Source organism: Vibrio sp. 10N.222.51.C5 (genome assembly GCF_041474575.1).
GTDB lineage: Bacteria > Pseudomonadota > Gammaproteobacteria > Enterobacterales > Vibrionaceae > Vibrio > Vibrio crassostreae_C.
This window is the reverse complement of the sequence record NZ_JBFRUJ010000007.1, coordinates 68,625-93,118: the sequence shown is the minus strand read 5'-3', so window position 1 is coordinate 93,118 and position 24,494 is coordinate 68,625. Positions and strand designations below refer to the sequence as shown.

At 45.7% G+C, this 24,494-nt stretch carries 25 protein-coding genes; 5 read left to right on the top strand and 20 right to left on the bottom strand.

Annotated features, from left to right (window positions below):
* Positions 1–128 precede the first annotated feature (128 nt).
* The gene (ppnN, locus tag AB4558_RS02240) at positions 129–1,493 is read left to right on the top strand and encodes a nucleotide 5'-monophosphate nucleosidase PpnN (RefSeq protein ID WP_372157905.1); all 1,365 of its coding nucleotides are present in this window, start codon (positions 129–131) and stop codon (positions 1,491–1,493) included.
* Between the two features lie 94 nt (positions 1,494–1,587).
* Positions 1,588–2,361: a flap endonuclease Xni gene (gene xni, locus AB4558_RS02235; protein WP_372157902.1), complete on the top strand. Its 774-nt coding sequence runs from the start codon at positions 1,588–1,590 to the stop codon at positions 2,359–2,361.
* 77 nt (positions 2,362–2,438) lie between these two features.
* Here the strand turns inward: xni and rlmM are convergent, their stop codons facing one another.
* The 7 genes from rlmM to pomA form a co-directional block, all read right to left on the bottom strand.
* Positions 2,439–3,530 (bottom strand): 23S rRNA (cytidine(2498)-2'-O)-methyltransferase RlmM, encoded by a 1,092-nt coding sequence (gene rlmM, locus AB4558_RS02230; RefSeq protein WP_017070491.1) that lies wholly within the window; start codon positions 3,528–3,530, stop codon positions 2,439–2,441.
* Positions 3,527–3,925: a DUF423 domain-containing protein gene (locus AB4558_RS02225; protein WP_017069500.1), complete on the bottom strand. Its 399-nt coding sequence runs from the start codon at positions 3,923–3,925 to the stop codon at positions 3,527–3,529. Before AB4558_RS02225 ends, rlmM begins: the two co-directional genes overlap by 4 nt.
* Positions 3,915–4,538 carry an alpha/beta fold hydrolase gene (locus AB4558_RS02220; RefSeq protein ID WP_017069501.1) on the bottom strand — a complete coding sequence of 208 codons (624 nt, stop codon included), beginning with the start codon at positions 4,536–4,538 and terminating at the stop codon, positions 3,915–3,917. The genes AB4558_RS02225 and AB4558_RS02220 overlap by 11 nt, the downstream gene beginning before the upstream one ends.
* Complete coding sequence (locus AB4558_RS02215; protein ID WP_017063339.1) at positions 4,531–5,439, bottom strand: transcriptional regulator GcvA; 909 nt, start codon at positions 5,437–5,439, stop codon at positions 4,531–4,533. The genes AB4558_RS02220 and AB4558_RS02215 overlap by 8 nt, the downstream gene beginning before the upstream one ends.
* Before the next feature lie 671 nt (positions 5,440–6,110).
* The gene (thiI, locus tag AB4558_RS02210; protein ID WP_029235325.1) at positions 6,111–7,559 is read right to left on the bottom strand and encodes a tRNA uracil 4-sulfurtransferase ThiI; all 1,449 of its coding nucleotides are present in this window, start codon (positions 7,557–7,559) and stop codon (positions 6,111–6,113) included.
* Between the two features lie 316 nt (positions 7,560–7,875).
* Positions 7,876–8,823 carry a flagellar motor protein MotB gene (locus AB4558_RS02205; protein WP_372157898.1) on the bottom strand — a complete coding sequence of 316 codons (948 nt, stop codon included), beginning with the start codon at positions 8,821–8,823 and terminating at the stop codon, positions 7,876–7,878.
* 12 nt (positions 8,824–8,835) lie between these two features.
* Entirely contained in the window at positions 8,836–9,600 is a 765-nt protein-coding gene (pomA, locus tag AB4558_RS02200) for a flagellar motor protein PomA (protein WP_081229496.1), read from the bottom strand.
* A gap of 298 nt (positions 9,601–9,898) precedes the next feature.
* Between pomA and xseB the strand changes: the two genes are divergently transcribed.
* The 3 genes from xseB to dxs are packed head-to-tail and all read left to right on the top strand — an operon-like array spanning position 9,899 to position 12,951.
* Positions 9,899–10,141 (top strand): exodeoxyribonuclease VII small subunit, encoded by a 243-nt coding sequence (xseB, locus tag AB4558_RS02195; protein ID WP_372157895.1) that lies wholly within the window; start codon positions 9,899–9,901, stop codon positions 10,139–10,141.
* A 20-nt stretch (positions 10,142–10,161) separates the two neighbouring features.
* Positions 10,162–11,046: a (2E,6E)-farnesyl diphosphate synthase gene (gene ispA, locus AB4558_RS02190; RefSeq protein WP_372157892.1), complete on the top strand. Its 885-nt coding sequence runs from the start codon at positions 10,162–10,164 to the stop codon at positions 11,044–11,046.
* A gap of 21 nt (positions 11,047–11,067) precedes the next feature.
* A complete protein-coding gene (gene dxs, locus AB4558_RS02185) occupies positions 11,068–12,951 on the top strand; it encodes a 1-deoxy-D-xylulose-5-phosphate synthase (protein ID WP_061038707.1) in 1,884 nt (627 codons plus the stop codon).
* A 118-nt stretch (positions 12,952–13,069) separates the two neighbouring features.
* On the opposite strand, the gene pgpA is transcribed toward dxs, so the two are convergent.
* The 13 genes from pgpA to tet(34) form a co-directional block, all read right to left on the bottom strand.
* Positions 13,070–13,576 (bottom strand): phosphatidylglycerophosphatase A, encoded by a 507-nt coding sequence (pgpA, locus tag AB4558_RS02180; protein WP_050619963.1) that lies wholly within the window; start codon positions 13,574–13,576, stop codon positions 13,070–13,072.
* A complete protein-coding gene (gene thiL / locus AB4558_RS02175; protein WP_372157933.1) occupies positions 13,576–14,550 on the bottom strand; it encodes a thiamine-phosphate kinase in 975 nt (324 codons plus the stop codon). Before thiL ends, pgpA begins: the two co-directional genes overlap by 1 nt.
* A 114-nt stretch (positions 14,551–14,664) precedes the next feature.
* On the bottom strand, positions 14,665–15,132 hold the full coding sequence (gene nusB, locus AB4558_RS02170; protein ID WP_004734399.1) for a transcription antitermination factor NusB: 468 nt from the start codon (positions 15,130–15,132) through the stop codon (positions 14,665–14,667).
* Complete coding sequence (ribE, locus tag AB4558_RS02165) at positions 15,132–15,602, bottom strand: 6,7-dimethyl-8-ribityllumazine synthase (protein WP_004741508.1); 471 nt, start codon at positions 15,600–15,602, stop codon at positions 15,132–15,134. The genes nusB and ribE overlap by 1 nt, the downstream gene beginning before the upstream one ends.
* A 295-nt stretch (positions 15,603–15,897) precedes the next feature.
* Positions 15,898–17,007, bottom strand: coding sequence for a bifunctional 3,4-dihydroxy-2-butanone-4-phosphate synthase/GTP cyclohydrolase II (gene ribBA / locus AB4558_RS02160; protein ID WP_017060784.1), 1,110 nt, complete (start codon positions 17,005–17,007; stop codon positions 15,898–15,900).
* Positions 17,008–17,115: 108 nt separating this feature from the next.
* Positions 17,116–17,772 (bottom strand): riboflavin synthase, encoded by a 657-nt coding sequence (locus AB4558_RS02155; protein ID WP_010436361.1) that lies wholly within the window; start codon positions 17,770–17,772, stop codon positions 17,116–17,118.
* A gap of 69 nt (positions 17,773–17,841) precedes the next feature.
* Positions 17,842–18,921: a bifunctional diaminohydroxyphosphoribosylaminopyrimidine deaminase/5-amino-6-(5-phosphoribosylamino)uracil reductase RibD gene (gene ribD, locus AB4558_RS02150; RefSeq protein ID WP_372157888.1), complete on the bottom strand. Its 1,080-nt coding sequence runs from the start codon at positions 18,919–18,921 to the stop codon at positions 17,842–17,844.
* 40 nt (positions 18,922–18,961) lie between these two features.
* Positions 18,962–19,411, bottom strand: coding sequence for a transcriptional regulator NrdR (gene nrdR, locus AB4558_RS02145; RefSeq protein ID WP_004734394.1), 450 nt, complete (start codon positions 19,409–19,411; stop codon positions 18,962–18,964).
* A 156-nt stretch (positions 19,412–19,567) separates the two neighbouring features.
* The gene (locus tag AB4558_RS02140; RefSeq protein ID WP_372157885.1) at positions 19,568–20,818 is read right to left on the bottom strand and encodes a glutamate-5-semialdehyde dehydrogenase; all 1,251 of its coding nucleotides are present in this window, start codon (positions 20,816–20,818) and stop codon (positions 19,568–19,570) included.
* Positions 20,819–20,884: 66 nt separating this feature from the next.
* Positions 20,885–22,069 (bottom strand): glutamate 5-kinase, encoded by a 1,185-nt coding sequence (gene proB / locus AB4558_RS02135; RefSeq protein WP_012604650.1) that lies wholly within the window; start codon positions 22,067–22,069, stop codon positions 20,885–20,887.
* 76 nt (positions 22,070–22,145) lie between these two features.
* Positions 22,146–22,535 carry a sigma factor-binding protein Crl gene (crl, locus tag AB4558_RS02130; protein WP_017060787.1) on the bottom strand — a complete coding sequence of 130 codons (390 nt, stop codon included), beginning with the start codon at positions 22,533–22,535 and terminating at the stop codon, positions 22,146–22,148.
* A 144-nt stretch (positions 22,536–22,679) separates the two neighbouring features.
* The gene (gene frsA, locus AB4558_RS02125; RefSeq protein ID WP_017060788.1) at positions 22,680–23,933 is read right to left on the bottom strand and encodes an esterase FrsA; all 1,254 of its coding nucleotides are present in this window, start codon (positions 23,931–23,933) and stop codon (positions 22,680–22,682) included.
* An 89-nt stretch (positions 23,934–24,022) separates the two neighbouring features.
* Positions 24,023–24,487, bottom strand: a complete 465-nt coding sequence (gene tet(34), locus AB4558_RS02120) for an oxytetracycline resistance phosphoribosyltransferase domain-containing protein Tet(34) (protein WP_009847475.1) — start codon at positions 24,485–24,487, stop codon at positions 24,023–24,025.
* Positions 24,488–24,494 lie beyond the last annotated feature (7 nt).

Here is a 24,494-nt window from a genome sequence, read left to right as displayed (position 1 = left end):
CGCTGTCGTATCCGTTTCGTCTGGTTAACTCTCCCCCACCTTTAACCAAACACTTTCAACGTTTGCTTCTCACTCTCGAGCCAGAGGGTCACTTCAACGTCCTCTGCTCTTTTCAACAAGGAGGCACTATGATCACTCATATCAGCCCTGCCGGTAGCATGGATTTACTCTCTCAACTTGAGGTTGAGCGTCTTAAGAAAACCGCGTCTAGTGATCTGTACCAACTGTATCGCAACTGTACGTTAGCGGTCCTGAACTCGGGTAGCCATACCGACAACTCCAAAGAGTTGCTCGACAAATATCTGTCGTTCGATGTCGAAGTCGTTCGCCGTGAGCGTGGTATTAAGCTCGAACTAAGCAACCCACCAGAGCATGCCTTTGTCGATGGTGAAATCATCAAGGGTATTCAAGAGCACCTATTTTCAGTGCTGCGTGACATTGTTTACGTCAACATGCAATTAGCCGATAACCAAAGGCTCAACCTGACTAATGCCACTCACATTACTAACCTTGTGTTTGGTATCTTGAGAAATGCAGGTGCGTTGACGCCAGGCATCGAGCCTAACCTGATTGTATGTTGGGGTGGTCACTCTATTAATGCCAGCGAATACCAATACACTCGTGAAGTCGGTAATGAGCTCGGCCTCCGTGAACTGAATATCTGTACCGGTTGTGGACCGGGTGCAATGGAAGGCCCAATGAAAGGGGCTGCCATTGGTCACGCGAAGCAGCGTTACACCGATCATCGTTATCTTGGGCTTACCGAGCCTTCGATCATTGCGGCTGAGCCACCAAACCCAATCGTCAACGAACTGGTGATCATGCCAGATATTGAGAAGCGTCTTGAGGCGTTTGTTCGTATGGCACATGGCATCATCATTTTCCCAGGCGGCCCCGGCACGGCCGAAGAGCTGCTGTACATCTTAGGGATCATGATGCACCCGAATAACGCCGAACAGCCAATGCCGATTGTGTTAACGGGCTCGAAAGAGAGTGAGGCTTACTTCCGCTCAATCGATAAGTTCATTGGGGAAACTCTAGGGCCTGATGCTCAGAAACATTACGAGATCGTGATTGATGACCCAGCACGCGCTGCGAAAATCATGAAACAAGCGATGCCAGATGTGCGTTCTCACCGTAAAGAGACCGGTGATGCCTACAGCTACAACTGGTCACTGCATATTGAGCCTGAGTTCCAACTGCCATTCGACCCAACACACGAATCTATGGCGGCGCTTGATCTTCATATGGACCAAAAAACAGAAAGCCTAGCCGCTAATTTACGTAAAGCGTTCTCAGGCATTGTGGCTGGTAACGTCAAAGCAGAGGGTATTCTGGAGATCGAGAAGCACGGCCCATTCCTAATTGATGGCGACAAAGAGCTAATGACCAAGATGGACCAACTGCTGAATGACTTTGTTGAGCAACATCGAATGAAGTTACCGGGAGGGACCGACTACGTGCCTTGCTATAAAATCGCCTCACGTGATTAAGGCGTTTACGTTACCAACGTTTCAACTCACCAAGTGATACGTTACTATAAGGGGCTAGCAGCCCCCTTTTTTATTGCCTATTTAGTGGAAACTTATGTCTATCCATCTTGTTATTATCGATGCCTTAAACCTCATCCGACGCGTGCACTCTGTTCAGCCGGATCCAACCGATATAGCAAGAACCATTACCACCACAACTCGCACTCTCAATAAGATTCTGAATGAATCAAAGCCTACCCACATCATCGCGGTATTTGATCACCATTTACAAGACCGTGGTTGGCGCGCAGATGTGCTTCCTGCTTATAAGCAGAACCGTAAACCCATGCCTGAGCCATTGATGAAAGGCCTTGATGCTATTCAACAAGCTTGGTGGGAGTTAGGCATTGATTCACTGCTGTCTGATGGCGATGAAGCGGATGATCTCGTCGCAACACTGGCAAAGAAAGTGGCTGACCACGGAGAAACCGTCACCATCATCTCGACAGACAAAGGGTATTGCCAGCTGCTATCACCCACTCTGCAGATCCGAGATTACTTCCAGCACCGCTGGTTAGATAAACCCTTTATCGAAGCTGAGTTTGGCGTTAAACCTGAACAACTGGCGGATTACTGGGGATTAACGGGCGTAAGCTCAAGCCAAGTACCGGGCATCCCAGGTATCGGGCCAAAAGCAGCCAAAGAGATATTGACCACTTACCCAGATATCGAAGCGGCCTATCAAGCAGAAGATCTGCCGAAAAAATATCGTAAGAAGTTCGACGAACACATCGAATCCGCTCGTGTATGTAAGCAAGTATCGGCACTCAAAACCGATATTGATTTAGGGTTCAACCTGCAAGATATTCGTTACGAAGCAAGCTCTTAAGTCGCTGTGACTCGATAATATTGATACAAAAAAACGCTCCTAACAAGGAGCGTTTTTTTATGTTCATTAACCGCGTATTAGTGCGGTGAGATGTTTGAAAGCGCCTGAATATGAACCGTGATCTCTTCGCGATCGTGGTAAAGGTGCTTAGCCTGCATCTTGAACTTCACTTTGTTCTCAATAAGGAACACTTTTAGGTTCTCGATATCTTGCAGTACTTCATCGTAACGGCCTTTCATAGGCAGCTTAAGGTTGAACAGTGCTTCTTTCGCCCAGCCTTTAATGATCCACTCACCCATAAGGTGTGCAACACGAGCTGGCTTCTCAACCATGTCACAGATAATCCAAGTTACGTTCTTACGGTCTGGTTCAAACTTAAAGCCATCCACCATGTGGTGCTTAATTTGACCCGTTTCCATTAGGCTATCTGCCATCATGCCGTTATCAACACAGTGAACGAACATCGAGCGCTTAACCAATTGGTAAGTCCAACCACCTGGGCACGCTCCTAAATCAACACCCCACATGCCTGGAGCCAGACGCTCGTCCCACTCATCACGAGGGATGAATACGTGGAATGCTTCTTCTAGCTTCAATGTAGAACGGCTTGGCGCATCTGATGGGAATTTCAGACGAGGGATACCCATAAAGAACTGTGAGTTGTTCGTTGGGTAGGAGTAACCGACAAAACAGTGACCCGGAGCGATAAAGCATAAATGAAGCACAGGCTTCTTAGCGTTATCTTTCGCTGTCATCAGGCCTTTACCACGCATCGCTTGACGCATCGGCACGGTAAATTTACGGCAGAACTTCAAAAGCTCTTTTGCTTCGTTAGTATCTGGCGTTTCAATACGGATATCACCACAACGAGGGAAACCTTCTTTCTCAGAAAGCGCCTCAAGAATTGGAGAAATACGGTCATCGGTTGGCAGGTCTTTAATTTCAACAGCCACTGCCAACATTTGACGAGCAAAGATCAGTGATTGGAAATCGATCTCTTTGATCAACTTGTCCGCTTCACCTGCTTGGTAACATTCAAACAATACAAAACCTGTATTGTTCTTTAGGCGAGGAAAACCAAACACTTCCAGTTGTGTTGCCTTGTCTTGAATTTCGCCAGCACATTCTTTTTCAAAACCAGAGCGACAATAAAGTAGTACGTGTTTCACTGAGTTACCTCTTTTATATTCAAAGCAGCGAAGGAGAAGACTCCCCAACCAATGATAAATAGTAGACCACCAAACGGTGTTATAGGGCCAAACCATTTTATTCCTGTCAGTGCTAAGCCATAAAGGCTGCCACTAAAACAAAGGATGCCGATGATAAAGCAAATTGCCGCAATGAAAAAATATTTTTGTGATTTAGCACCAAGTTTCATCTGTAGCAGAGCACCACACGCCAATATTGCTAGTGTATGGATAAACTGGTACTGAACACCTGTCTCAAACACGCCTAGCAGATACTCTGGCAAGACAGCTTTTAACCCGTGAGCGGCGAAGGCACCTAGCATTACGGCTATTGCGCCAGAGATACCTGCAAAAGTGAGTAAATACTTACTTCTCATTAAGCACCTCTTTGATAAACGCCGATAGTTTCTCAACGGTTAACGCTATGTTCTGCTGTTCGGTGTAGCCAGAGCTCTTACGAGGCTTAAAGCTGTGATCGCCATCAGGAATAAACTCAACACGAATCGAATCCGACAGGTCGAAATCAGCAAACTCTTCTCGCTTACCAAAGGTATCACGTTCACCCTGCAGAATAAGACACGGCTTTGCTAACTCAGCCAAGTGCTCACCTTTGTATTTCTCTGGTTTGCCTGGCGGATGAAAAGGAAAGCCTAAACAGGCCATTGCAGCCACCTTATCAACTTCAGACAAATGGCTCGCCATACGTCCTCCCATCGACTTACCGCCAATCACAAGCTTATCGGCATCTACCTGTCCGATAATATCTTGGTAAGCTTCGAGCAGTTTAGGGGCTCGATCAGGTGGACGACGCTTACCATCTTCAGCACGTTTGATCATGTAAGGGAAATTAAAACGAATCACTCGTATCCCTTTAAACGCCAACCCTTTTGCTACCGACTGCATGAACTCATGATCCATACCTGCGCCAGCACCATGTGCAAAGATAAAGGTTATTGGGTTGTCTTCACCATCAATGATGAGGTTATTCATCAAGTAAGTCCTCTTGTTCACTTTGCGCTTTCGCCAACATCCAATCACGGAAAGTCGCAATACGCCCCATGTCAGCTTGTTTCTCATGACACACTACATAGAAGGCGTTCTTACTTACCAACACTTCATCAAAAGGTGCAATCAAACGACCTGCTTCGATTTCAGGTTGCGCCAACACATTATTACCCAAAGCAATACCTTGCCCGTGAGCGGCCGCCTGCAATACCATGGTTGAGTGACTGAAGATAGGGCCATGATTAACGTTTACCCCATCAATACCATTTTGCTTAGCAAACTGTTTCCAATCCTTTCGAGATGTATCATGCAGTAGCGTATGACATGCCAAATCACTGAGAGATTCTAAAGGTTTAGCTCCTAGCAGCACGGAAGGTGAGCAAAGAGGGATCAAGTATTCTTGGTAAAGCTTATCGGCTCTAAGCCCCGACCAATTACCTCGGCCATAATAGATAGCGACGTCTACATCATCGGTTAGCGAGCCTTCATCCATATCAACGGCTTTGATTCTTACATCAATATCAGGCTCTTGCTGATTAAAGTCAGCGAGCCTTGGTACCAACCATTGAATAGCAAAACTCGGCGGTAAACTGATGGTCAATGCGCCCTTCTCACTTCGCTCCAGCACTTTGTCTGTCGCTTCTGCTAGTGATGTGAAAATATCTTTGATATCTAAGAAGTAGCTTTGACCTTCTTCAGTTAGCAGCAAAGAGCGGTTTCTTCGGCGAAACAGCTTCAAAGATAAGAATTCTTCAAGCGCTTTGATCTGATGACTGACTGCCGCTTGAGTAACAAACAACTCTTCTGCAGCACGCGTAAAACTCAAGTGTCGAGCTGCAGCTTCAAACACTCTTAGCGAGTTTAATGGGGGTAATCGACGAGACATAGTTACTCTCTAAATAAGCATTAGTTTTTTTTATCTGAAACATTATAATTTGTCCATTGCCTAGCAGCCAGAGAAATTCTATATTTCATCCCGCAGCAGCTAGCCTGAACGGCTTGATTCTCTCTAGAATCAATTGGCTTAGCTCCTGCGATGTTGTGTTTGCAAACTCGTTCTTTTCGAGTTGGGTAGAGTTCTACCAAATGTTTTGTTGCAGTTTATACTGAAACGAGGCATGTACTTCCTGTATTTATTTTGACCTGTCTGTCAAATTTGTTTACACCGCCTTATGGGCGGTGTTTTTTTATGTGCAAAGAAATGTAACAACAAGTTTATCAATAGCTGTGCTAATTAATCTTTATTATTTTTCATCGCCAATCACAGAATCAGACACCCACTCAAATAATCAACTGAACACATACAAATAGCACCATTGAGTTGCACTAAAAAGTAACAGAATACTTCAAGATACTCACACTTCTTCGGTACTTATAAACCCGTTTAGAACACACTCTTTCTATCAATCAAAAATTTCAAAGCTGAGCATGACGATAGCACGCCCAAACTCCCGCCTCTGTCTGACTACTGTAAATCATTCACAATAGAAAATAAAAAAGCCGCTTACTTTTCAGTAAACGGCTTTGCAAAATGATTAACGCTTGGTCAACACACCACTATGGGCGGTAAACCTTAACGTTATGGAAGCCCTGCTCTTGTAGGTAAAGTGCCTGTAGACGGCTCATTACACCACGGTCACAGTACAGCAAGTACTCTTTCGCTTGGTCTAGGTCGCCAAACTGAGTCGAAAGCTTGAAGAATGGGATGTGTTTAATTTCAACACCCTCGATCTCTAATGGGCTTTCGTCTTCTTCTTCTGGGCTACGGATATCAAGAACGATAGCGTGCTCAGCAACAGCTTGAACTTGTTCAACTTCAGGCGCTTGCTCTTGGCTCTCTTTCTCGATGTCACGGATATCCATAACACGAGCGTTCTCGATCACTTGATCCAGCACTTCAAAGTTAAACTTAGCTTCTTCTGCTTCCAGTTTGCCTTTCTTCGCTTTCACTGTTGGCTTCTTAGAAATAACACCACAGTACTCAGGCATTACCTTAGCGAAGTCTTCAGTACCGATGATACGAGAAAGGTCGATGATGTCTTCTTTATCCCAGTTGATAAGCGGACGAAGAATCAAAGTATCTGTCACGTTGTCGATGTGACGCAGGTTAGTTAGCGTTTGGCTTGATACCTGACCTAGTGCTTCACCAGTAACCAACGCTTCGATCTTGAACTTGTCTGCAACCATACCACCAGCACGCATGAACATACGCTTAAGAACAACGCCCATTTGGCCGTCTTCTACGTTCTCAAGGATTTCAGCAACCACAGGTTCAAAGTCTACAGAAATGAACTTCACCTTTGCAGATGAGCCGTATTTATTCCATAGGTAGTGAGCCACTTGTTTAACACCAATCTCGTGCGCTGGGCCACCAAGGTTGAAGAAACAGTAGTGAACCTTAGAGCCGCGTTTGATGTGCAGGTAGCTTGAAACACCAGAATCAAAGCCGCCAGAGATCAAGCTCAGTAGATCTTCTTGAGTACCAAGAGGGAAGCCACCGAGGCCTTTGTGACGAGCTAGAACTTGGTTTAGCTTGTCGTTAGCCACTTCAACCTTAACGGTTACATCAGGGTTCTTAAGTCGAACTTTCGCTGACTCAACTGCTTGGTTTAGACCGCCGCCTACGTAGCGCTCAAGTTCAATAGAGGTAAAGTCATGCTTACCACGACGCTTAGCACGTACAGAGAAAGTCTTGCCTTCAATGTCAGCACGGCTGCGTTCTAGTACTTGCTCGTAAATATCGTGCAAGTCTTTGAATTCAGACTGTTGAACTTCAAGAGAGTGGTGAATACCTGGAGTGTGAGTCAGAGCCTCTAACACTTCTGCGTAGTACTGGTCACTCTCAGACGTCACTTCAATATGATCGCGACGGTTGAATACCGCAACACTTTCACAGCGACGTTGAATAACGTTACGAATGTTGCACTCTAGAATCCTTGTGAAGCGCTTACGCACCGATTCACTTTTTACAAAAATTTCCGGATGGGGCTTAACAATAAATTTCATAGTACTTTCACAACATTAATGTTCAAAATTTTGAAAACGCTCATCGCCAAGTAAATTAGAGAATTTACACAGCACTTGAAGCAAGAATAGATCATATCTAAATCTAAGGGCGCGAATTATACATGAGAAAGTGAAGCAAGGAAAAGAGTGCTTGCTGTAACACCATCATTAAACCGCTTGTTATTAACAGTAGCAGGTTTCGAAACGACATAAATGCCGCAGAGAACCATTGAAGACCAGCAAACAAAAAGCCCAACCTCATTATAAGATTGGGCTTTCGATGCTATCTGCATGCTACCGCGTGAGCACGTATAGGCTATTCAGTAATAACAGGTACTTCGTCACTGTAAAGCGGCTCACCCTGCATGATGCTGATTTCAACGCGGCGGTTGAGGCTACGTTGCCATTCAGTATCGTTCGGCTCGACTGGCTCGGTATCCGCCATGCCACGTACTCTCAAGCGTTGATGAGAGAAACCACGCACCTTTTCCATCTCTTGAGCAACAGACACCGCTCGCTGTGATGACAAGTCCCAATTAGAGCGATAGAGCTCAGAATCAAGACGTTGATTATCGGTATGCCCTGAGATTCGGACAATACCCGGAACATCTTTAACCAGTTCAGCCACCTGTCTCACCAAAGGTCGGAACTTAGGCTGTAGGAAAGCAGAACCCGATGGGAATGCACCCTTCTCACGAATTCGAATCACAATCTGCTGGCCAAGATTTTCAACTTCAATCGCGCCTTGGTCGATCTCTCGTTCCAACGCCTTCTTGATGCTTTCCATCAAGGTTTCCATCTCTTGCGATTGAGCTTCAGCTTGTTGTTGCTGTTGGTCTGACTCAGAGTTTTGATTGTCGTGAGTCGAGACTTCTGGCGACTTGCCTCCGGTCATCTTGCCTTGGTCACGCATGGTACCGCCAGCACGCTCAGATTCACCTTCATGAAATTCAAGCGTTTGCTGCGTAATATCAATCGTCTGCTGCATGATCACATCAATCGGTGTCGGCTCTGGGCGACCTGGACGGAACTCTTGTGCAATGATGCTGGTGCCTTTGGGAATGTCTTTCACTTCCAAGCGGTTTTGTACACCAAACGCAAATTTCATCGAGCCAGCGATCTGTTTGAACTTCAGTACGTCCATCTCAGAGAATGAGAGCAGCAGTACGAAGAAACACATCAGCAGTGACATCAAGTCAGCAAATGTCCCCATCCATTGAGGCAACCCCGGAGGAGGACATTTACATGGATTTTCTTCGTCCATCTTCAACTCCTCTTACGCAGGTTCACCATCAATCGTACGCTTACCTTCGTTTAGGTAGCTCTTCAGGTAACCATCGATTACTCGTGGGTTCTGACCATCTTGAATCGCGAGTACGCCATCCATAACCAAACGACGGTTGAGTGTCTCTTGGTCTCGACGCAGCGCAAGCTTGTCAGCAATAGGGAAGAACACCATGTTCGAAAGAATCGCACCATATAGAGTGGTCAAAAGTGCTACCGCCATCGCCGGACCGATCGCTTTTGGATCATCCATGTTCGAAAGCATCGCAACCAGACCAACCAAGGTACCAATCATGCCCATCGCAGGGGAAACATCACCAAATGCAGAGAACACTTTCGCGCCTTGCTCGTGACGCTCTGTGGTTAGTGCGATGTCTTTTTGCAATGCAGCACGAACTACATCGCCATCATGGCCATCCACCAATAGGTCGATGCCCTTTTGCATGAAGCTGTTGTTAATTTCCATCTCTTCCAGTGCTAAGAAACCACCTTTACGAGCCGCATCAGCCATTTCTACAATCTTAGCGATAAGATCTTCAGGCTCGTCCGCTTTAAACATAAAAGCTTTGCCTGCGATTTTAGTCGCACCAAAGAACTGTCCCATGGTGAACTTCATTAGAACAACAAAAGTTGAGCCACCAACTACGATCAAAATGGATGTCGTGTCATAGAACATCCCGAGGCTTCCACCTAGGATCATTGCCATAATTACAAAGGCAAATCCACCAATCAAACCTATTAGGGTTGCTAAATCCACTGAGCACTCCTCATGCTTTTTTGTAGCTCTATGTCGACGATAATCTTTGTATCGGCAAGACTATAAGATCTTTTAGTAAATTCTTGGCCTAAGTATCACACTTTTCGTTTTTGAATCCCAACTATTGGCTTACTTTGCTCTTATACGTAGCGCATAAACTCGATAAAGCTAAGGTTATTCAAGCAAAGTGCGTTCAAGCCCCTTAAAAACGAACTTTCTAGCAAAATTTCTTGGTTACATTTGACCATCTCAGCGGCCTAGGGTAACGTTCGTTCATCTTTCCAAACGCAGATTTATTATGGCTACTAAGAAACCTGAAAATATGAGCTTTGAAGCAGCAATCGAAGAGCTTGATGGCTTGGTTGATCAACTAGAAAATGGTGATCTAGCTTTAGATGATGCGCTGAAAAAGTTCGAACGAGGCATCTCCCTCGCTCGTGCCGGTCAAAGCAAACTAAATGATGCTGAACAGCGTGTTAGCATCCTACTGCAAAATGATGAAAACGCAGAACTTAGTGACTTTAACCTACAACCAGAATAACGAATTGTATGAGATCCCCTATGATCGAGACTTTATTGTCTTATCAAGCACGTAATAACGAGCAACTGAATCTTTGGCTTGATCGCCTGCCACACCAAAATCAGAACCTGATCAACGCGATGCGTTATGGGTTACTTTTAGGCGGTAAACGCGCGCGTCCATTTCTTGTCTACATTACAGGGGAAATGCTCGGCTGCACCGATGAAGAACTCGACACTCCAGCATCTGCAATCGAATGTATTCATGCCTATTCTCTGATTCACGACGACCTTCCAGCAATGGACGACGATGAACTGCGTCGTGGCCATCAGACTTGTCACATCAAATACGATGAAGCAACGGCAATTTTAACGGGCGATGCACTACAAACTCTCGCGTTTACTATACTTGCGGAAGGTACATTAAGTGCTGACGGTGAAAGCAATCGCGTTCGAATGATTCAACGCCTAGCTGAAGCCTCTGGTGCACAAGGTATGTGTATTGGACAAGCACTTGATATTGAAGCTGAAAACCGCTCTGTCACGCTAGAAGAGTTAGAAGAAGTTCACCGCAATAAAACGGGCGCGCTAATGAAATGTGCGATTCGTTTAGGTGCGCTTGCTGCTGGTGAAAAAGCGCTTGAAGTGATGCCTCAATTAGACAAGTACGCCGATGCCATTGGATTAGCATTCCAGGTTCAAGATGATATTTTAGATATCACTGGCGATACTGAAACTTTGGGTAAACCACAGGGTTCTGACCAAGAATTGAACAAAAGCACCTACCCTTCTTTGTTAGGTTTAGAGGGTGCTCAAGAAAAAGCGCAAACTCTGCTACAGGAAGCGCTTCAAGCTTTGGCAGCAATCCCATACAATACCCAGTTACTCGAAGAGTTCGCCCGATACGTCATCGAGCGCAAGAACTAAGACAATAAGCGCGCATTACCTATGACTCTTGATATATCAAAGTACCCAACTCTTGCTTTGGCTGATAAGCCAGAGGATTTGCGTCTACTTCCAAAAGAGACGCTGACACAGCTTTGTGATGAATTACGTACCTATCTTCTTAACTCAGTGAGCCAGTCAAGTGGTCACTTAGCGTCAGGTTTAGGTACAGTAGAGCTGACAGTTGCTCTGCATTATGTGTACAACACGCCTTTTGACCAGTTGGTTTGGGATGTTGGCCACCAAGCATACCCGCACAAAATTCTTACAGGTCGTCGCGACCGCCTGTCGACTATCCGTCAAAAAGATGGACTGCACCCATTCCCATGGCGTCAAGAGAGCGAATACGACACTCTTTCTGTTGGTCACTCTTCAACGTCGATCAGTGCTGCACTTGGTATGGCTATCAGTGCGAAGAAAGAAGGCAAGAACCGTAAAGTCGTGAGTGTGATTGGTGATGGCGCGATTACTGCGGGTATGGCATTTGAAGCTATGAACCACGCGGGCGATATTCACAATGACATGCTGGTTATCCTGAACGATAACGAGATGTCGATCTCTGAAAACGTAGGTGCGCTAAACAACCACCTAGCTCAAGTTCTTTCTGGCAGTCTTTACACGTCAATTCGTGAGGGCGGCAAGAAAGTGCTATCAGGCGTTCCGCCGATTAAAGAGCTGGTTCGTCGTACAGAAGAACACCTAAAAGGCATGGTTGTCCCTGGCACCATGTTCGAAGAGTTAGGCTTTAACTACATTGGCCCAATTGATGGTCACGATGTCAATGAGCTGATTAAAACGCTTAAGAACATGAGAGACCTAAAAGGCCCTCAGTTCCTGCACATCATGACTAAGAAAGGCAAAGGCTACGAGCCAGCTGAGAAAGATCCAATCGGTTATCACGGTGTACCGAAATTCGATCCAGCACACTCAAGTCTGCCTAAGAGCACCAGCTCTAAACCAACTTTCTCTAAGATTTTTGGCGATTTCCTGTGTGATATGGCCGCGCAAGATCCTAAGCTAATGGCGATCACGCCTGCAATGCGTGAAGGCTCTGGCATGGTGCGTTTCTCGAAAGAGTACCCAGAACAATACTTCGACGTAGCGATTGCTGAGCAGCATGCTGTGACGCTAGCAACGGGTATGGCGATTGCGGGTGATAAGCCGATAGTCGCTATCTACTCGACGTTCCTACAACGTGGTTACGATCAACTGATCCACGATGTGGCTATCATGGACTTACCGGTCATGTTCGCTATCGACCGTGCTGGTCTTGTCGGCGCTGATGGTCAAACACACCAAGGTGCGTTCGACTTAAGCTTTATGCGTTGTATTCCAAACATGGTGATCATGGCACCAAGCGACGAGAACGAATGTCGCCAAATGCTTTACACAGGCCACCAGCACACTGGTCCTAGTGCAGTACGTTACCCTCGCGGTAATGGTATGGGCACTGAGATACAAAGTGACTTTACCGCGCTTGAGATTGGCAAAGGTCGTATCGTTCGCGAAAGCGAAAAAGTAAAAGATGGTTCGAAAGTCGCTATCCTAAGCTTCGGTACTTTCCTTGAGAGTGCACTTCAAGCCGCTGACGCCATCGATGCGACAGTTGCAGATATGCGCTTTGTAAAACCGCTCGATGAAGCTCTGATCAAACAACTTGCTGCTGACCACGATGTACTGGTGACTATCGAAGAGAATGCGATTGCAGGTGGTGCGGGCGCAGGTGTGATTGAATTCTTGATGCAAGAGAAACTGCTGATGCCAGTATTGAACCTTGGCCTACCAGACAAGTTCATTGCTCAAGGTACGCAAGGCGAACTGCACGAAGAGCTTGGCTTGGACGCGAAAGGCATTGAGAAGTCTATCTCTGACTACCTTGCTAAATAGCTTTCACAAGCAAACGGCATAAGCGATAAAACAAAAAAGGTTGGCCCTAGGGTCAACCTTTTTAGTATCTGCTAATTAGTTTGGTGTATCGCCAACTAAACCTAATCTTTCAGTTAGCTCACACTAACCAACCAGCGAAATGCGCCACGGCATACAACGAAATAGCCGCCATAATACCCGCTACAATATCGTCAATCATGATACCTAAGCCGCCGTGAATTCGTGCATCTAGCCAACCAATCGGCCATGGTTTTACCATGTCAAAAAAGCGGAAAAGCACAAAACCAGTCAGAAGCCATTTCCAGTCATCGACAGGGATATTCAGCATAGGCACTAAGCTCATGGTGATCCAAAAGCCCGCAAACTCATCCCAAACGATAGAACCGTGGTCATGCACGCCCATATCATCAGACGTTACTTGGCAGATCTTAATACCAATAATGCAGCTTACCACCACCACAGCTACGTAAGCAGGAAACGGTAGCTGAACCAACAATAGGTACAACGGAATTGACGCAAGCGTGCCCATTGTGCCGGGAATAATAGGCGATAAGCCACTGCCAAAACCCGTTGCTAAGAAATGCCAAGGATTTTTAAGAGAAATAAGAGAAAGTGGGTTTGTCATCAATTAACCTTAAAGTGATCGTAACCAGTTAAGTTCCAACTCAGTGGTTCACCATTATTGTGTAATTCAAAATATTCTACAGGTCTTATCTGGCCAATGCAGGTGACTTTTGTTCCAGTGTGTGACAAAGCACTTTCCAATGAACCTTTATTCTCTTCCGGCACAGTAAAACACAGTTCGTACTCTTCACCACTGGTCAACGCATACTGTTGAGCCGAAGCAATATCAGATGCGAACTGGCGTAGTTCTGGAGAAATTGGCAGCGTACTCACATCAATGCTCGCACCAACCTGAGAGCGCTTAAGGATATGTTTTAAATCAGCAATAACACCGTCAGAGATATCAATAGCAGACGAAGCAAGGTTCACGAGCGCTTGACCAGCCAATACTCGAGGAACGCTCATATAGTGCCTTTCTTCAAGCTCAAGAGCATAAGGTTTGACTTTGTTCTGTTCTGGCTCAAGCAATACTTCTAGGCCGGCTTTGCTATCACCTAGGTTACCCGTTACGTAAATCCAGTCGCCCACTTTAGCACCATCTCTACGCAGTGCTCGACCTTCTGGCACAAAACCTTGTACAGTCAATGTCAGACTCAGTGGCCCTTTGGTTGTGTCACCACCAATTAACTGAATACCAAAGTAGTCAGCGAGCTTGAAAAAGGAGTCACAGAAGGGAGCAAGCCATGCTTCATCGATTTCAGGCATGGTTAAAGCAAAAGACACCCAAGCAGGCGTCGCGCCCATTGCAGCAAGGTCACTGATATTGGAAGCCAACGCTTTGTGTGCCACCCAAGCCGGATTCGCCTCAGCTAAGAAATGGGTACCAGCCACTAAGGTGTCCGTGCTGATCGCTATCTCAACATTGCCCGGCGCTTTGACCAAAGCACAATCATCGCCAGCAGCTAGAAGAACGTCTTTACGTAGTGGTTGTCGATTTACAAAATATTTTTCAATCAGGTTAAATTCGCCAGACATCACATGCCCTATCTTTAGTCTCATAAAAATCGCCGTAATCATGGATATTACAGAAATTTAGTTACAAAAAAGGCCAGCATAAAAGCTGACCTTTAGATTCAACATACGAACGTCTTATTTCTTACGAACGTGCGGTGCAGCTTTATCAAGCACACCGTTAACAAACTTATGGCTGTCTTCTGCTGCAAATACTTTTGCAAGCTCGATAGCTTCGTTGATAACCACTTTGTATGGTACATCTTCGCGACGAGTCATCTCGTACATAGCTAAACGTAGAAGCGCTAGTTCCATCAGATCCAGATCTTGCATAGGGCGAGATACGAATGGACGAAGCTTGCTATCAAGTTCCATGTGGCTAAGAGCAACACCAGTTAGTAGGTCGCGGAAGTATGCAACGTCTGTTTCTGGCATAGCTAGAGCAGGCTCTGCAGCATGATGCTCTTCTTCATCGTACTTACCACCAGATAAGAACTGTTCTTCAACGGTAGCAATATTTTCTTTAGTAATTTGCCAAGAATAAATTGCTTGTAGAGCAAATTGACGTGCGTTACGACGTGCGGCTGGTTTCACACTGGCCCCCATTAGGAATCGATTTCAGAAAGAACGTTGATCATCTCAAGTGCGCTAAGTGCTGCTTCTGCACCCTTATTACCAGCCTTGGTTCCTGCGCGTTCAATAGCTTGATCGATCGTATCAACAGTAAGAACACCAAACGCTACTGGAAGAGAATATTCCAGAGACACTTGTGCCAAACCTTTATTACATTCACTACAAACATAGTCAAAGTGAGGTGTACCGCCACGAATTACTGTACCAAGAGATACAATCGCATCGAACTTACCTGTTTTTGCAACGCGCTGCGCTACAAGTGGAAGTTCTACTGCACCAGGGCAACGAACAACAGTGATGTTGTCTTCGCTTACTTGTCCATGACGCTTTAAAGTATCGATTGCACCAGAAAGTAAACTTTCGTTAATAAAACTGTTGAAACGAGCAATAACGATAGCAATTTTTGCATTTGGCGCTGGGAAGCCACCCTCGATCACTTTCATAAGCCTTCCTTTAACTATTTTCATCAAGTGAGAATCGCCGGATTCTAGCACAAAACTGTGAGCAATATCTAATGGTAATTTAGAAGAACAGACACCGGCAATGTAAAGATGATAATGCAGCGCTGATCCCAAGCATATAGGAACAGCGAGTAACCAAGTTTGTGTGTTGAACACGTTTTGAGTCGGACTTGGCTACTTTGCTCTTTTGGCAAGATTTATCACCAAAAGAGCCACTGAAATCATCGGTAAATTATGTTGCTACAAACGGAGAAACGTCTGCTTGCTAACGCATGGTTTATTCGCAAACGTACTCAACAACGTTAAGGCCAAAACCACCCAATGCGTGGTAACGCTTAGTGCTTGAAGAAAGCAGACGCATATCGTGCACACCTAGATCTTGAAGAATCTGAGAACCGACACCAACACGACGCGAGGTACCCTGCTTCTTCGCCATAGTTGGCTGCTCGTTCTTGTCTTGCGCTTCGAATGTCTTCACTTTGTGAATCAAAGAATCAGACGACTCTTCGTTGCCAAGAATAACCAACACACCGCCTTCGTCGCCAATACGCTTCATCGCTTTATCTAGCGACCAGCTGCGTTCAGTACCACGGTCTGAATGAAGCAGATCGGTGAACGTGTCATGCAGGTGAACACGTACCAAAGGAGCACCTTCAGATAGGTCGCCTTTTTGCATCGCGTAGTGGATCTGGTTATCAATTGTATCGCGGTAAGTCACCAGCTCGAAATCACCAAACTCTGTTGGTAAATGGCATTGTGCTACACGCTCAATCGTTGTTTCTGTGTTGTTGCGGTATTCAATCAAGTCAGCAATCGTGCCTAGCTTGATGTCGTGTTTTTCAGCAAACACTTCAAGGTCAGGGCGACGAGCCATAGTACCGTCGTCGTTAAGGATCTCAACGATAACCGATGCTGGCTCGCAGCCTGCAAGACGTGCTAAATCACAACCTGCTTCTGTGTGTCCTGCGCGAGTCAGAACACCGCCATCTTGCGCTGTCAGTGGGAAAATATGACCAGGTTGAACAAGATCAGCCGCTTTCGCATCTTTCGCCACTGCCGCTTGAACCGTCACTGCACGGTCTGATGCAGAGATACCCGTTGTTACGCCCTCTGCCGCTTCAATCGAAACAGTAAAGTTAGTGGTGTACTGTGCGTTGTTATCTTGAACCATAGGCGCTAGACCCATGCGGTTTGAACGCTCTTTGGTTAGCGTCAGACAAATTAAACCACGGCCGTACATCGCCATGAAGTTAATCGCTTCTGGCGTCACATGTTCTGCTGCCATGATCAGATCGCCTTCATTTTCGCGATCTTCATCATCCATCAGGATAACCATTTTTCCTAGGCGAATGTCTTCAATAATTTCTTGAGGAGTACTAATTGGCATTGTTCTATATCCTTTGAAATGGTTCTGCTTCCTAGAACCGACACTATTTAAACCTGATGATATTGCTTCGCTTTACAAAGTCTCGCTTAACGCACTTTGTATCAACGGTTAGGCAAAACCATTCTGCTGTAAGAATTCCATCGTTAATCGAGATTCAGGCTCAGATTCTTGTTGCTGACCTTGCAGTAAACGCTCCATGTAACGTGCTAATACATCAACTTCTAGATTCACTTTACGACCGACATTGAATTGGTCGATGGTGGTTTCTGAAGAAGTATGAGGAACGATAGTCAGCTTGAATGCGTTCTTACGTAAATCGTTCACAGTCAGGCTAATGCCATCAACTGTTACTGAGCCTTTTTGAGCCACGTATTTTGAGATTTCTGCTGGCATTTCTACCCAGAATTCAATCGCACGGCCAACTTGGTTACGTTCAACAATCTCACCCACGCCATCAACGTGACCAGACACTATATGTCCACCGAAACGCGTGGTTGGTAACATTGCTTTCTCAAGGTTAACTTTATCGCCCGCTTGGTAATCGACAAAACCCGTTTTTTTCAGGGTCTCAAGCGAAAGATCTGCACTGTAGCTGTGGTCGTTATATTCAACAACTGTCAAACACACACCATTGGTAGCGATACTGTCGCCTAACTTAACGTCAGCCATATCAAGCTTACCAACATTAACCGTTACGGTGATGTCTTCTCCGCGGGGAGTGATTGCACTCAATGTACCTACGGCTTCTACAATTCCTGTAAACATTTTAAAACTCTTTTTGTTGTCAACGACACGTATGTAGTTGGAGTAACTATTTCCACTGTGGTTTCGTTACTATCTGTTTCGAAATACGGGTTTCGCAACGATGCGAATATCCACACCAACCTGTCGAACATCTTTAATTTCTAGGTCAATAACGTCAGACATTGAAGTGAGCCCTAATGCACCCATCAAACCTCGTCCGTCACTGCCCATAAGTTTAGGTGCTAAATAGAGGATTAGCTCATCCACCAGCTGTTCTTCAATCAAGCTTTTTGCCAATGTCGCGCCCGCTTCGACCCAAATATGGTCGATATGATTCGCAGGTAATTGACGCATCAGATCGTGCAAATCGAGCTGACCTGCATCTGTGGTTGCGACTTCAATATCAGCAGACGCTTCAGCGACTCTCAATACCGATGTTGGAGTTTGGAATAACTTGAGCTCAGGACGCAGTTGATTTTGACGATCAAGAATCACGCGAATCGGCTGACGCAGCTCGTCTTCAGCGTAATGATCTTTGATACTGCTTGGCAACTCTGCCCAACGAACATTCAACGACGCGTTGTCTTCAATCACCGTCTGGCTAGTTGATAACACAGCGCCTGATTTTGCCCGGTAGTTCTGGACATCACGACGCGCTTCTGGCGATGTGATCCACTGGCTTTGACCATTTTCCAATGCCGTTTGCCCATCAAGGCTAGCGGCCATCTTTAACTGAACGAATGGCATGCCAGTTTGCATACGCTTGATAAATGCAGGGTTCAAGTCGAGAGCGTCTTGCTCTAGCAAACCGATTTCAACCTCAATACCCGCATCGCGTAGCATTTTGATACCACGACCTGCGACTTTTGGGTTTGGGTCCTGCATGGCACAAATCACTTTGGCTACTTGAGCCTTAATCAAACCTTCAGCACAAGGCGGCGTTCGACCGTAATGAGAACAAGGCTCTAGCGTGACATAAGCCGTCGCGCCTTTTGCCTTATCGCCAGCCATTCGCATGGCATGTACTTCAGCATGAGGTTCACCGGCTTTGGCGTGAAAACCTTCACCAACGATCTGACCGTCGGTTTGTACAATGACACAACCCACATTAGGGTTCGGGGCAGTGGTGTAAATGCCGCGTTTTGCTAATTGAATAGCACGCGACATCATTTGAAAATCTAGGGGAGTAAAGTTTGACATGATTGAGGCGTTAATCCTCTAATTTAGCGATTTCTTCGCCAAACTCTCGGATGTCTTCAAAGCTGCGGTAAACAGAGGCAAAACGAATGTACGCCACTTTATCCAATTCTTTCAATTGGCCCATCACAAGATTACCAATCATCTCGCTTGGTACTTCACGCTCACCAGTTGCACGGAGTTGTGACTTAATCGTACTGATCGCAAGTTCAATCGCGTCAGCACTCACTGGGCGTTTTTCTAGGGCGCGCTGTACACCACCCACCATTTTATCTTCATTAAATGGTTCGCGGTTTCCATTCGACTTTATGACTTTAGGCATCACAAGTTCTGCCGATTCGAACGTAGTAAAACGTTCACTACATGCAAGGCATTGACGGCGACGACGAACCTGATGGCCATCGGCTACCAGTCTTGAATCGATTACTTTAGTGTCGTTCTCTGAACAAAAAGGACAATGCATATCACCTCCAAATAATTGAATATCAGTGTAACGGAATTGCCAAACGTTAGGAAAGAAAAAGGGCCAATTAAGGCCCTTTTGTGTGGTGATTCATTGATTATTGCTACTCGACCGCCATTTCAAAAATGAGCTGAGGAGTAAAATTAACGACCAGCGTTAACCGCGGACTAAATAGTTCGCTTTACCTACCCATTTGTAGCTTGTCAGCTCTTCTAAGCCCATTGGGCCGCGAGCATGCAATTTCTGAGTAGACACGGCAACTTCAGCACCTAAACCAAACTGTGCTCCATCAGTGAAACGTGTTGATGCATTCACATAAACCGCTGCAGAACCAACAGAGTTAATGAAACGCTCTGAGCTCTCTAAGCTATTGGTCATGATCGCATCTGAATGACTCGCGTTGTGTACACGCATGTGGTCAATCGCTTCTGCCACATCCGCTACCACTTTCACGCCTAGCGTGTAGCTTAGCCATTCAGTGTCAAAGTCGCCTTCAACCGCATCACGTTGGTCTTCAAAACCCGCTAGCAGCGATTTTGCACTGGTATCAGCAACTAAGGTTACCTTGCCGGCTAAACGCTGTTTCAGCTTAGTTAGAAAAGCTTCAGCAACCGCTTCATGCACTAGCAGTGTATCTAACGAGTTACACGCTGATGGGCGCTGAACTTTAGAGTTTTCGACCACATCGACAGATTTATCAAGATCAGCGCTTTCATCAACGAAGATATGGCTGATACCAAAGCCGCCGATGATAACTGGAATGGTGCTGTTCTCTTTACACATCTTGTGTAAGCCAGCTCCGCCACGAGGAATGATCATATCCACGTAGTCATCCAGTTTAAGCAGTTGAGAAACGAGTTCACGATCAGGCTTCTCGATGTACTGAACAGAAGCCGCAGGAAGTTCCGCTTTCTCTAATGCAGACTGGATAACCTTAACCAGTTCCATGTTCGAGAAAAACGTCTCTTTACCACCACGTAGAATGCTTGCGTTACCTGTCTTCAGACACAGAGCTGCAATATCGATGGTTACGTTCGGACGCGCTTCATAGATAACACCCACCACACCAAGTGGCACGCGGCGGCGAGACAGTGACATACCGTTTTCTAGTACTTTGCTGTCAATTTCGCTGCCAACTGGGTCATTCAGGCTAATCACGTTACGAACATCGTTAGCGATACCGGTTAAGCGCTCTTCGTTAAGAAGTAGACGATCGAGCAGTGCGTCAGTTAAACCCGCTTCACGACCCAGTTCGATGTCTTTCGCGTTCGCTTCTAAAATCGTTGTTGCGTTTGCTTCTAGCTCATCAGCGATAATCGCCAATGCTTTATTCTTTTGCGCCGTAGATGCGGTCGCTAGGTGGAAAGCAGCGTCTTTTGCTGCGATGCCCATGTTAGTTAAATCCACGTTTAACTCTCCCTAAATTCTGTCTGTCTTTGGATGCAAAAAGGTGATTCACCTTATCATCACGAGCTACTCTTGGATTACAACTAGGTCGTCACGGTGAATGACTTCTGACCCATAATCGTATCCAAGGATGTCGCCAATATCTTTACTGTGCTTGCCTGCAATTTTTGCTAGGTCTTGGCTTGAATAACTGGCGATACCACGCGCAATTACTTTGCCTTTGCTGTCTGTGACTTGGGTAACTTCACCACGAGAGAATTCGCCTTTAACTCGAACAACCCCTTTCGCCAACAAGCTGCTGCCTTTGGTGTTGACTGCGTTTACTGCGCCGTCGTCAACCACGATGTCACCTGCTGAAGCAGGGCCCGCTAAAATCCAGCGTTTACGGTTTTCAAGCGCTTCCGCTAAAGGCAAGAAACGTGTGCCTTGTGGGTTATCACTCAGTGAATCAAACACCACATTTTCAGCACTGCCCGCAGCAATAATCACTTCGATGCCTGCGCGACGAGCAATGTCAGCCGCCTGCAGTTTTGTCGCCATGCCGCCAGTACCCAGCGTAGTACCGCTGCCACCTGCGATCTTACGCAGCGTGTCATCAATGGTTTTCACTTCTTTGATGAGCTCAGCATTTGGATCTTTACGAGGGTCAGCCGTAAACAGGCCTTTTTGGTCTGTTAGTAGCAAAAGCTTATCAGCACCGCACAAAATACCCACTAAGGCCGACAAGTTATCATTGTCGCCCACTTTAATTTCGTTGGTTGCTACTGCGTCGTTTTCGTTTACTACCGGAATAATATCGTGCTCAACCAGTGCGTTGATCGTGTCACGTGCATTAAGAAAACGCTCGCGATCATCGAGATCAGCACGAGTCAGTAGCATCTGGCCAATCTTAAGGCCATAGATAGCAAACAAAGACTCCCAAACTTGAATCAACTGACTTTGCCCAACTGCCGCAAGCAACTGTTTGCTCGCCATTGAGTTGGGAAGTGCGGGGTAACCAAGGTGCTCACGTCCTGCAGCAATTGCGCCAGACGAAACCATAACCACAGAGTGGCCTTGTTTTTTTAATTCAGCACATTGACGAACCAGCTCAACCATATGAGCGCGGTCTAATGCCAATGTTCCACCAGTTAAGACACTGGTACCCAGTTTAACAACGACAGTTTTACGCTGTGTTGTTGTCCCGCTTTGATGATTTGTTGTCATGAAGTCTTTTATGGATAAAACAAATAAGAGGTGATGTTTTAGCAATCAAAAGGGGAATTCACAAGCAGAAAAGGTGCGAAATCGCACCTTTTTGCTTTATATAGAAGAGTAACCTTTAAAATTAGACGAATTCGACAGACTCTTCGTCTAATTGGATGCTGATTTCAAACTTACTTTGAAGTTCATCAACCAGTTTTTTGTGGAAGGCTTCTTGAGTTCGAGAGACCTCAGCGACCGCCTTTTTAGGTAACGGCAAAGAATCCCAGTTACCATCGATGTTGTACTTGCCGATATTGTACTTCGCCGAATATCCCTCTTCCGACTTATCCAATTCCAGCCACCAGCCCCAGAACTCGCGTTCTTCTGGTGATTTTTTATCGTTCACACATACAGACAAGCAATCAAAGATATAGTGGCCTTCTTCTGATTGCGGTTCCCTTAAGTAAGGCCCGATCGCCTTTAAAACATTCAACAAGCGGTAATGCGTAGGTTGTTGTGTCACTTCTGACATATTGAATCTCCATTTTCAATGTTAAGAATGACGTTACTCAGACTGCAATACGTAGAAAGTACGCAATTGGATTTTATAAATTACCTCTGAGTATCAGGTACTTAGTTTGTACATTTTTCATGCTTAACTAATTTAGGAGAAATGTCATCTAAATAATTCATCCTCAAGCCACTTTATCGCCAATTCGAGGGATTGCTCATAACCTTGTGTAATTGACTTAGCTTTGATTTTCTTCGCTTTTCCGTAATCACTGTAAATAGCAACCAGTTGATTATCCATTGGCGGTGAAACCGGGTCGCCTTCCAGAGCCAATGCCAAGATAGGAACACTGGTTTTACTGTTTGACAGCAAACCTTGTACCTTGAGTGACCACGCCATCAACTGCCCAGAAAGGCTATTGATATCGACCGCCCCTTTACCAAGGCGCGAAGCCAACACATCTAGATGCATTTTAGGCATCTGCTTAAGTTTGTCTGCATGAACAAAGATATCGTGAATTGGCGCGCCTAAAGAGATACACGCTTTAATCTTATGTTGCTCAAGGAAAGATAATCTCACCATCGCATTGCCACCGAAGCGGAAACCAAACAAGCCGACTTTGTGGTGATCGACCCATGGGATGTTAGGCAGTTCATTGAGCACTGCTTGGTGAAGACAAGATGAGTCTTCTGTTAACGGCCAATGTGCACTGTGCCCTATTGATGGCATGTCTACCGTTAACATAGCAATGTTCTTAGGTGCTAAATAATCCCTAAACAGGCGCCACATATCGGTTTGCAAGCTATCTAGACCCGCGCTGACAATCACAACCGGTTGTGGTTTATCTGTCTTGGTTAGATGCAAGTTCGCTTTGATCTTCTTGTTTTGGTATGGAATATCAATCTGCTTGACGATCAACTTAGTGTGCTTGATCGCTTCAGAATACGCTGCGTTGGCCAACACTTGAGCCTGAGCTGCCAAGTTGTCGTTCTTGAGGTGTGGGTAACCCGCAATACTGAAGCACAACGATGCGGAAAATAGCTCTTCAGCCATCTCTTCACCATTCTTCTCATTAGAACGATTTTGATGCTGCATACCCAGCTTGGTCCATTCGTATGCCCAGTTACCACTTCGGTAACCCATGACCGTATCAAGCCACTCATCGGTTGTACGAGAGTTATCTGATGACGCGATGCGAGCCAATACCGCTTCCTGCTCTATTGGATTAACGCCTTGCCATACCCACTGAAGACGTCTTAGGTTTCGATACCATGATGAGTTTTGCTGTTCACGTTTCTCATCCAATAGCGCTTCAGAGCTTGGCATGTATTGTGTCAACATTGAGGTCTCTTTCGCTTGCTTGTGCTTTACAAACAAAGTTTCCGAAAGGTTCGAGCTCGTTTCTTCTGGTTCAGACATTGGGATACTTAATAAGAAATGGTTGTCACTAATAATATAAAAAAAAATGACCCTATAAAGGGTCATTTCTCAAAAAACTAAGTTTACGCTTATTTTGACTTGCGATTTACTGGCTCTACGTAGCTTAGGCTAGTATCCCAAGGTTGCTCAATCCATGTGTCTTGAGCGATATCAACAATGTACTCGTCTAGCAAATCAGCGCCAGATGGTTTTGCACATACAGCGATCAGTTTCGCTTTAGGGTACATTTCGCGAAGCTTACGTGCAGTGTCACCACTATCAACCAAGTCTTCAACGATTAGGAAGCCTTCGCCGTCACCTTCAGGTGCTTTAACTACTGTCATATCACGTTGGTGATCGTGGTCGTAGCTAGAAATACAAATCGTATCTACGTGACGAATACCTAGCTCACGAGCCAAGATTGCACCAGGAACCAAACCACCACGGCTTACTGCCCAGATGCCTTTCCACTGCTCTGCTGGCATTTGCTTTTCAGCAAGTTGACGGCAGTAAGTCTGCATGTTGTCCCAAGTGATAACGAATTTGTTGCTCATAGTATAA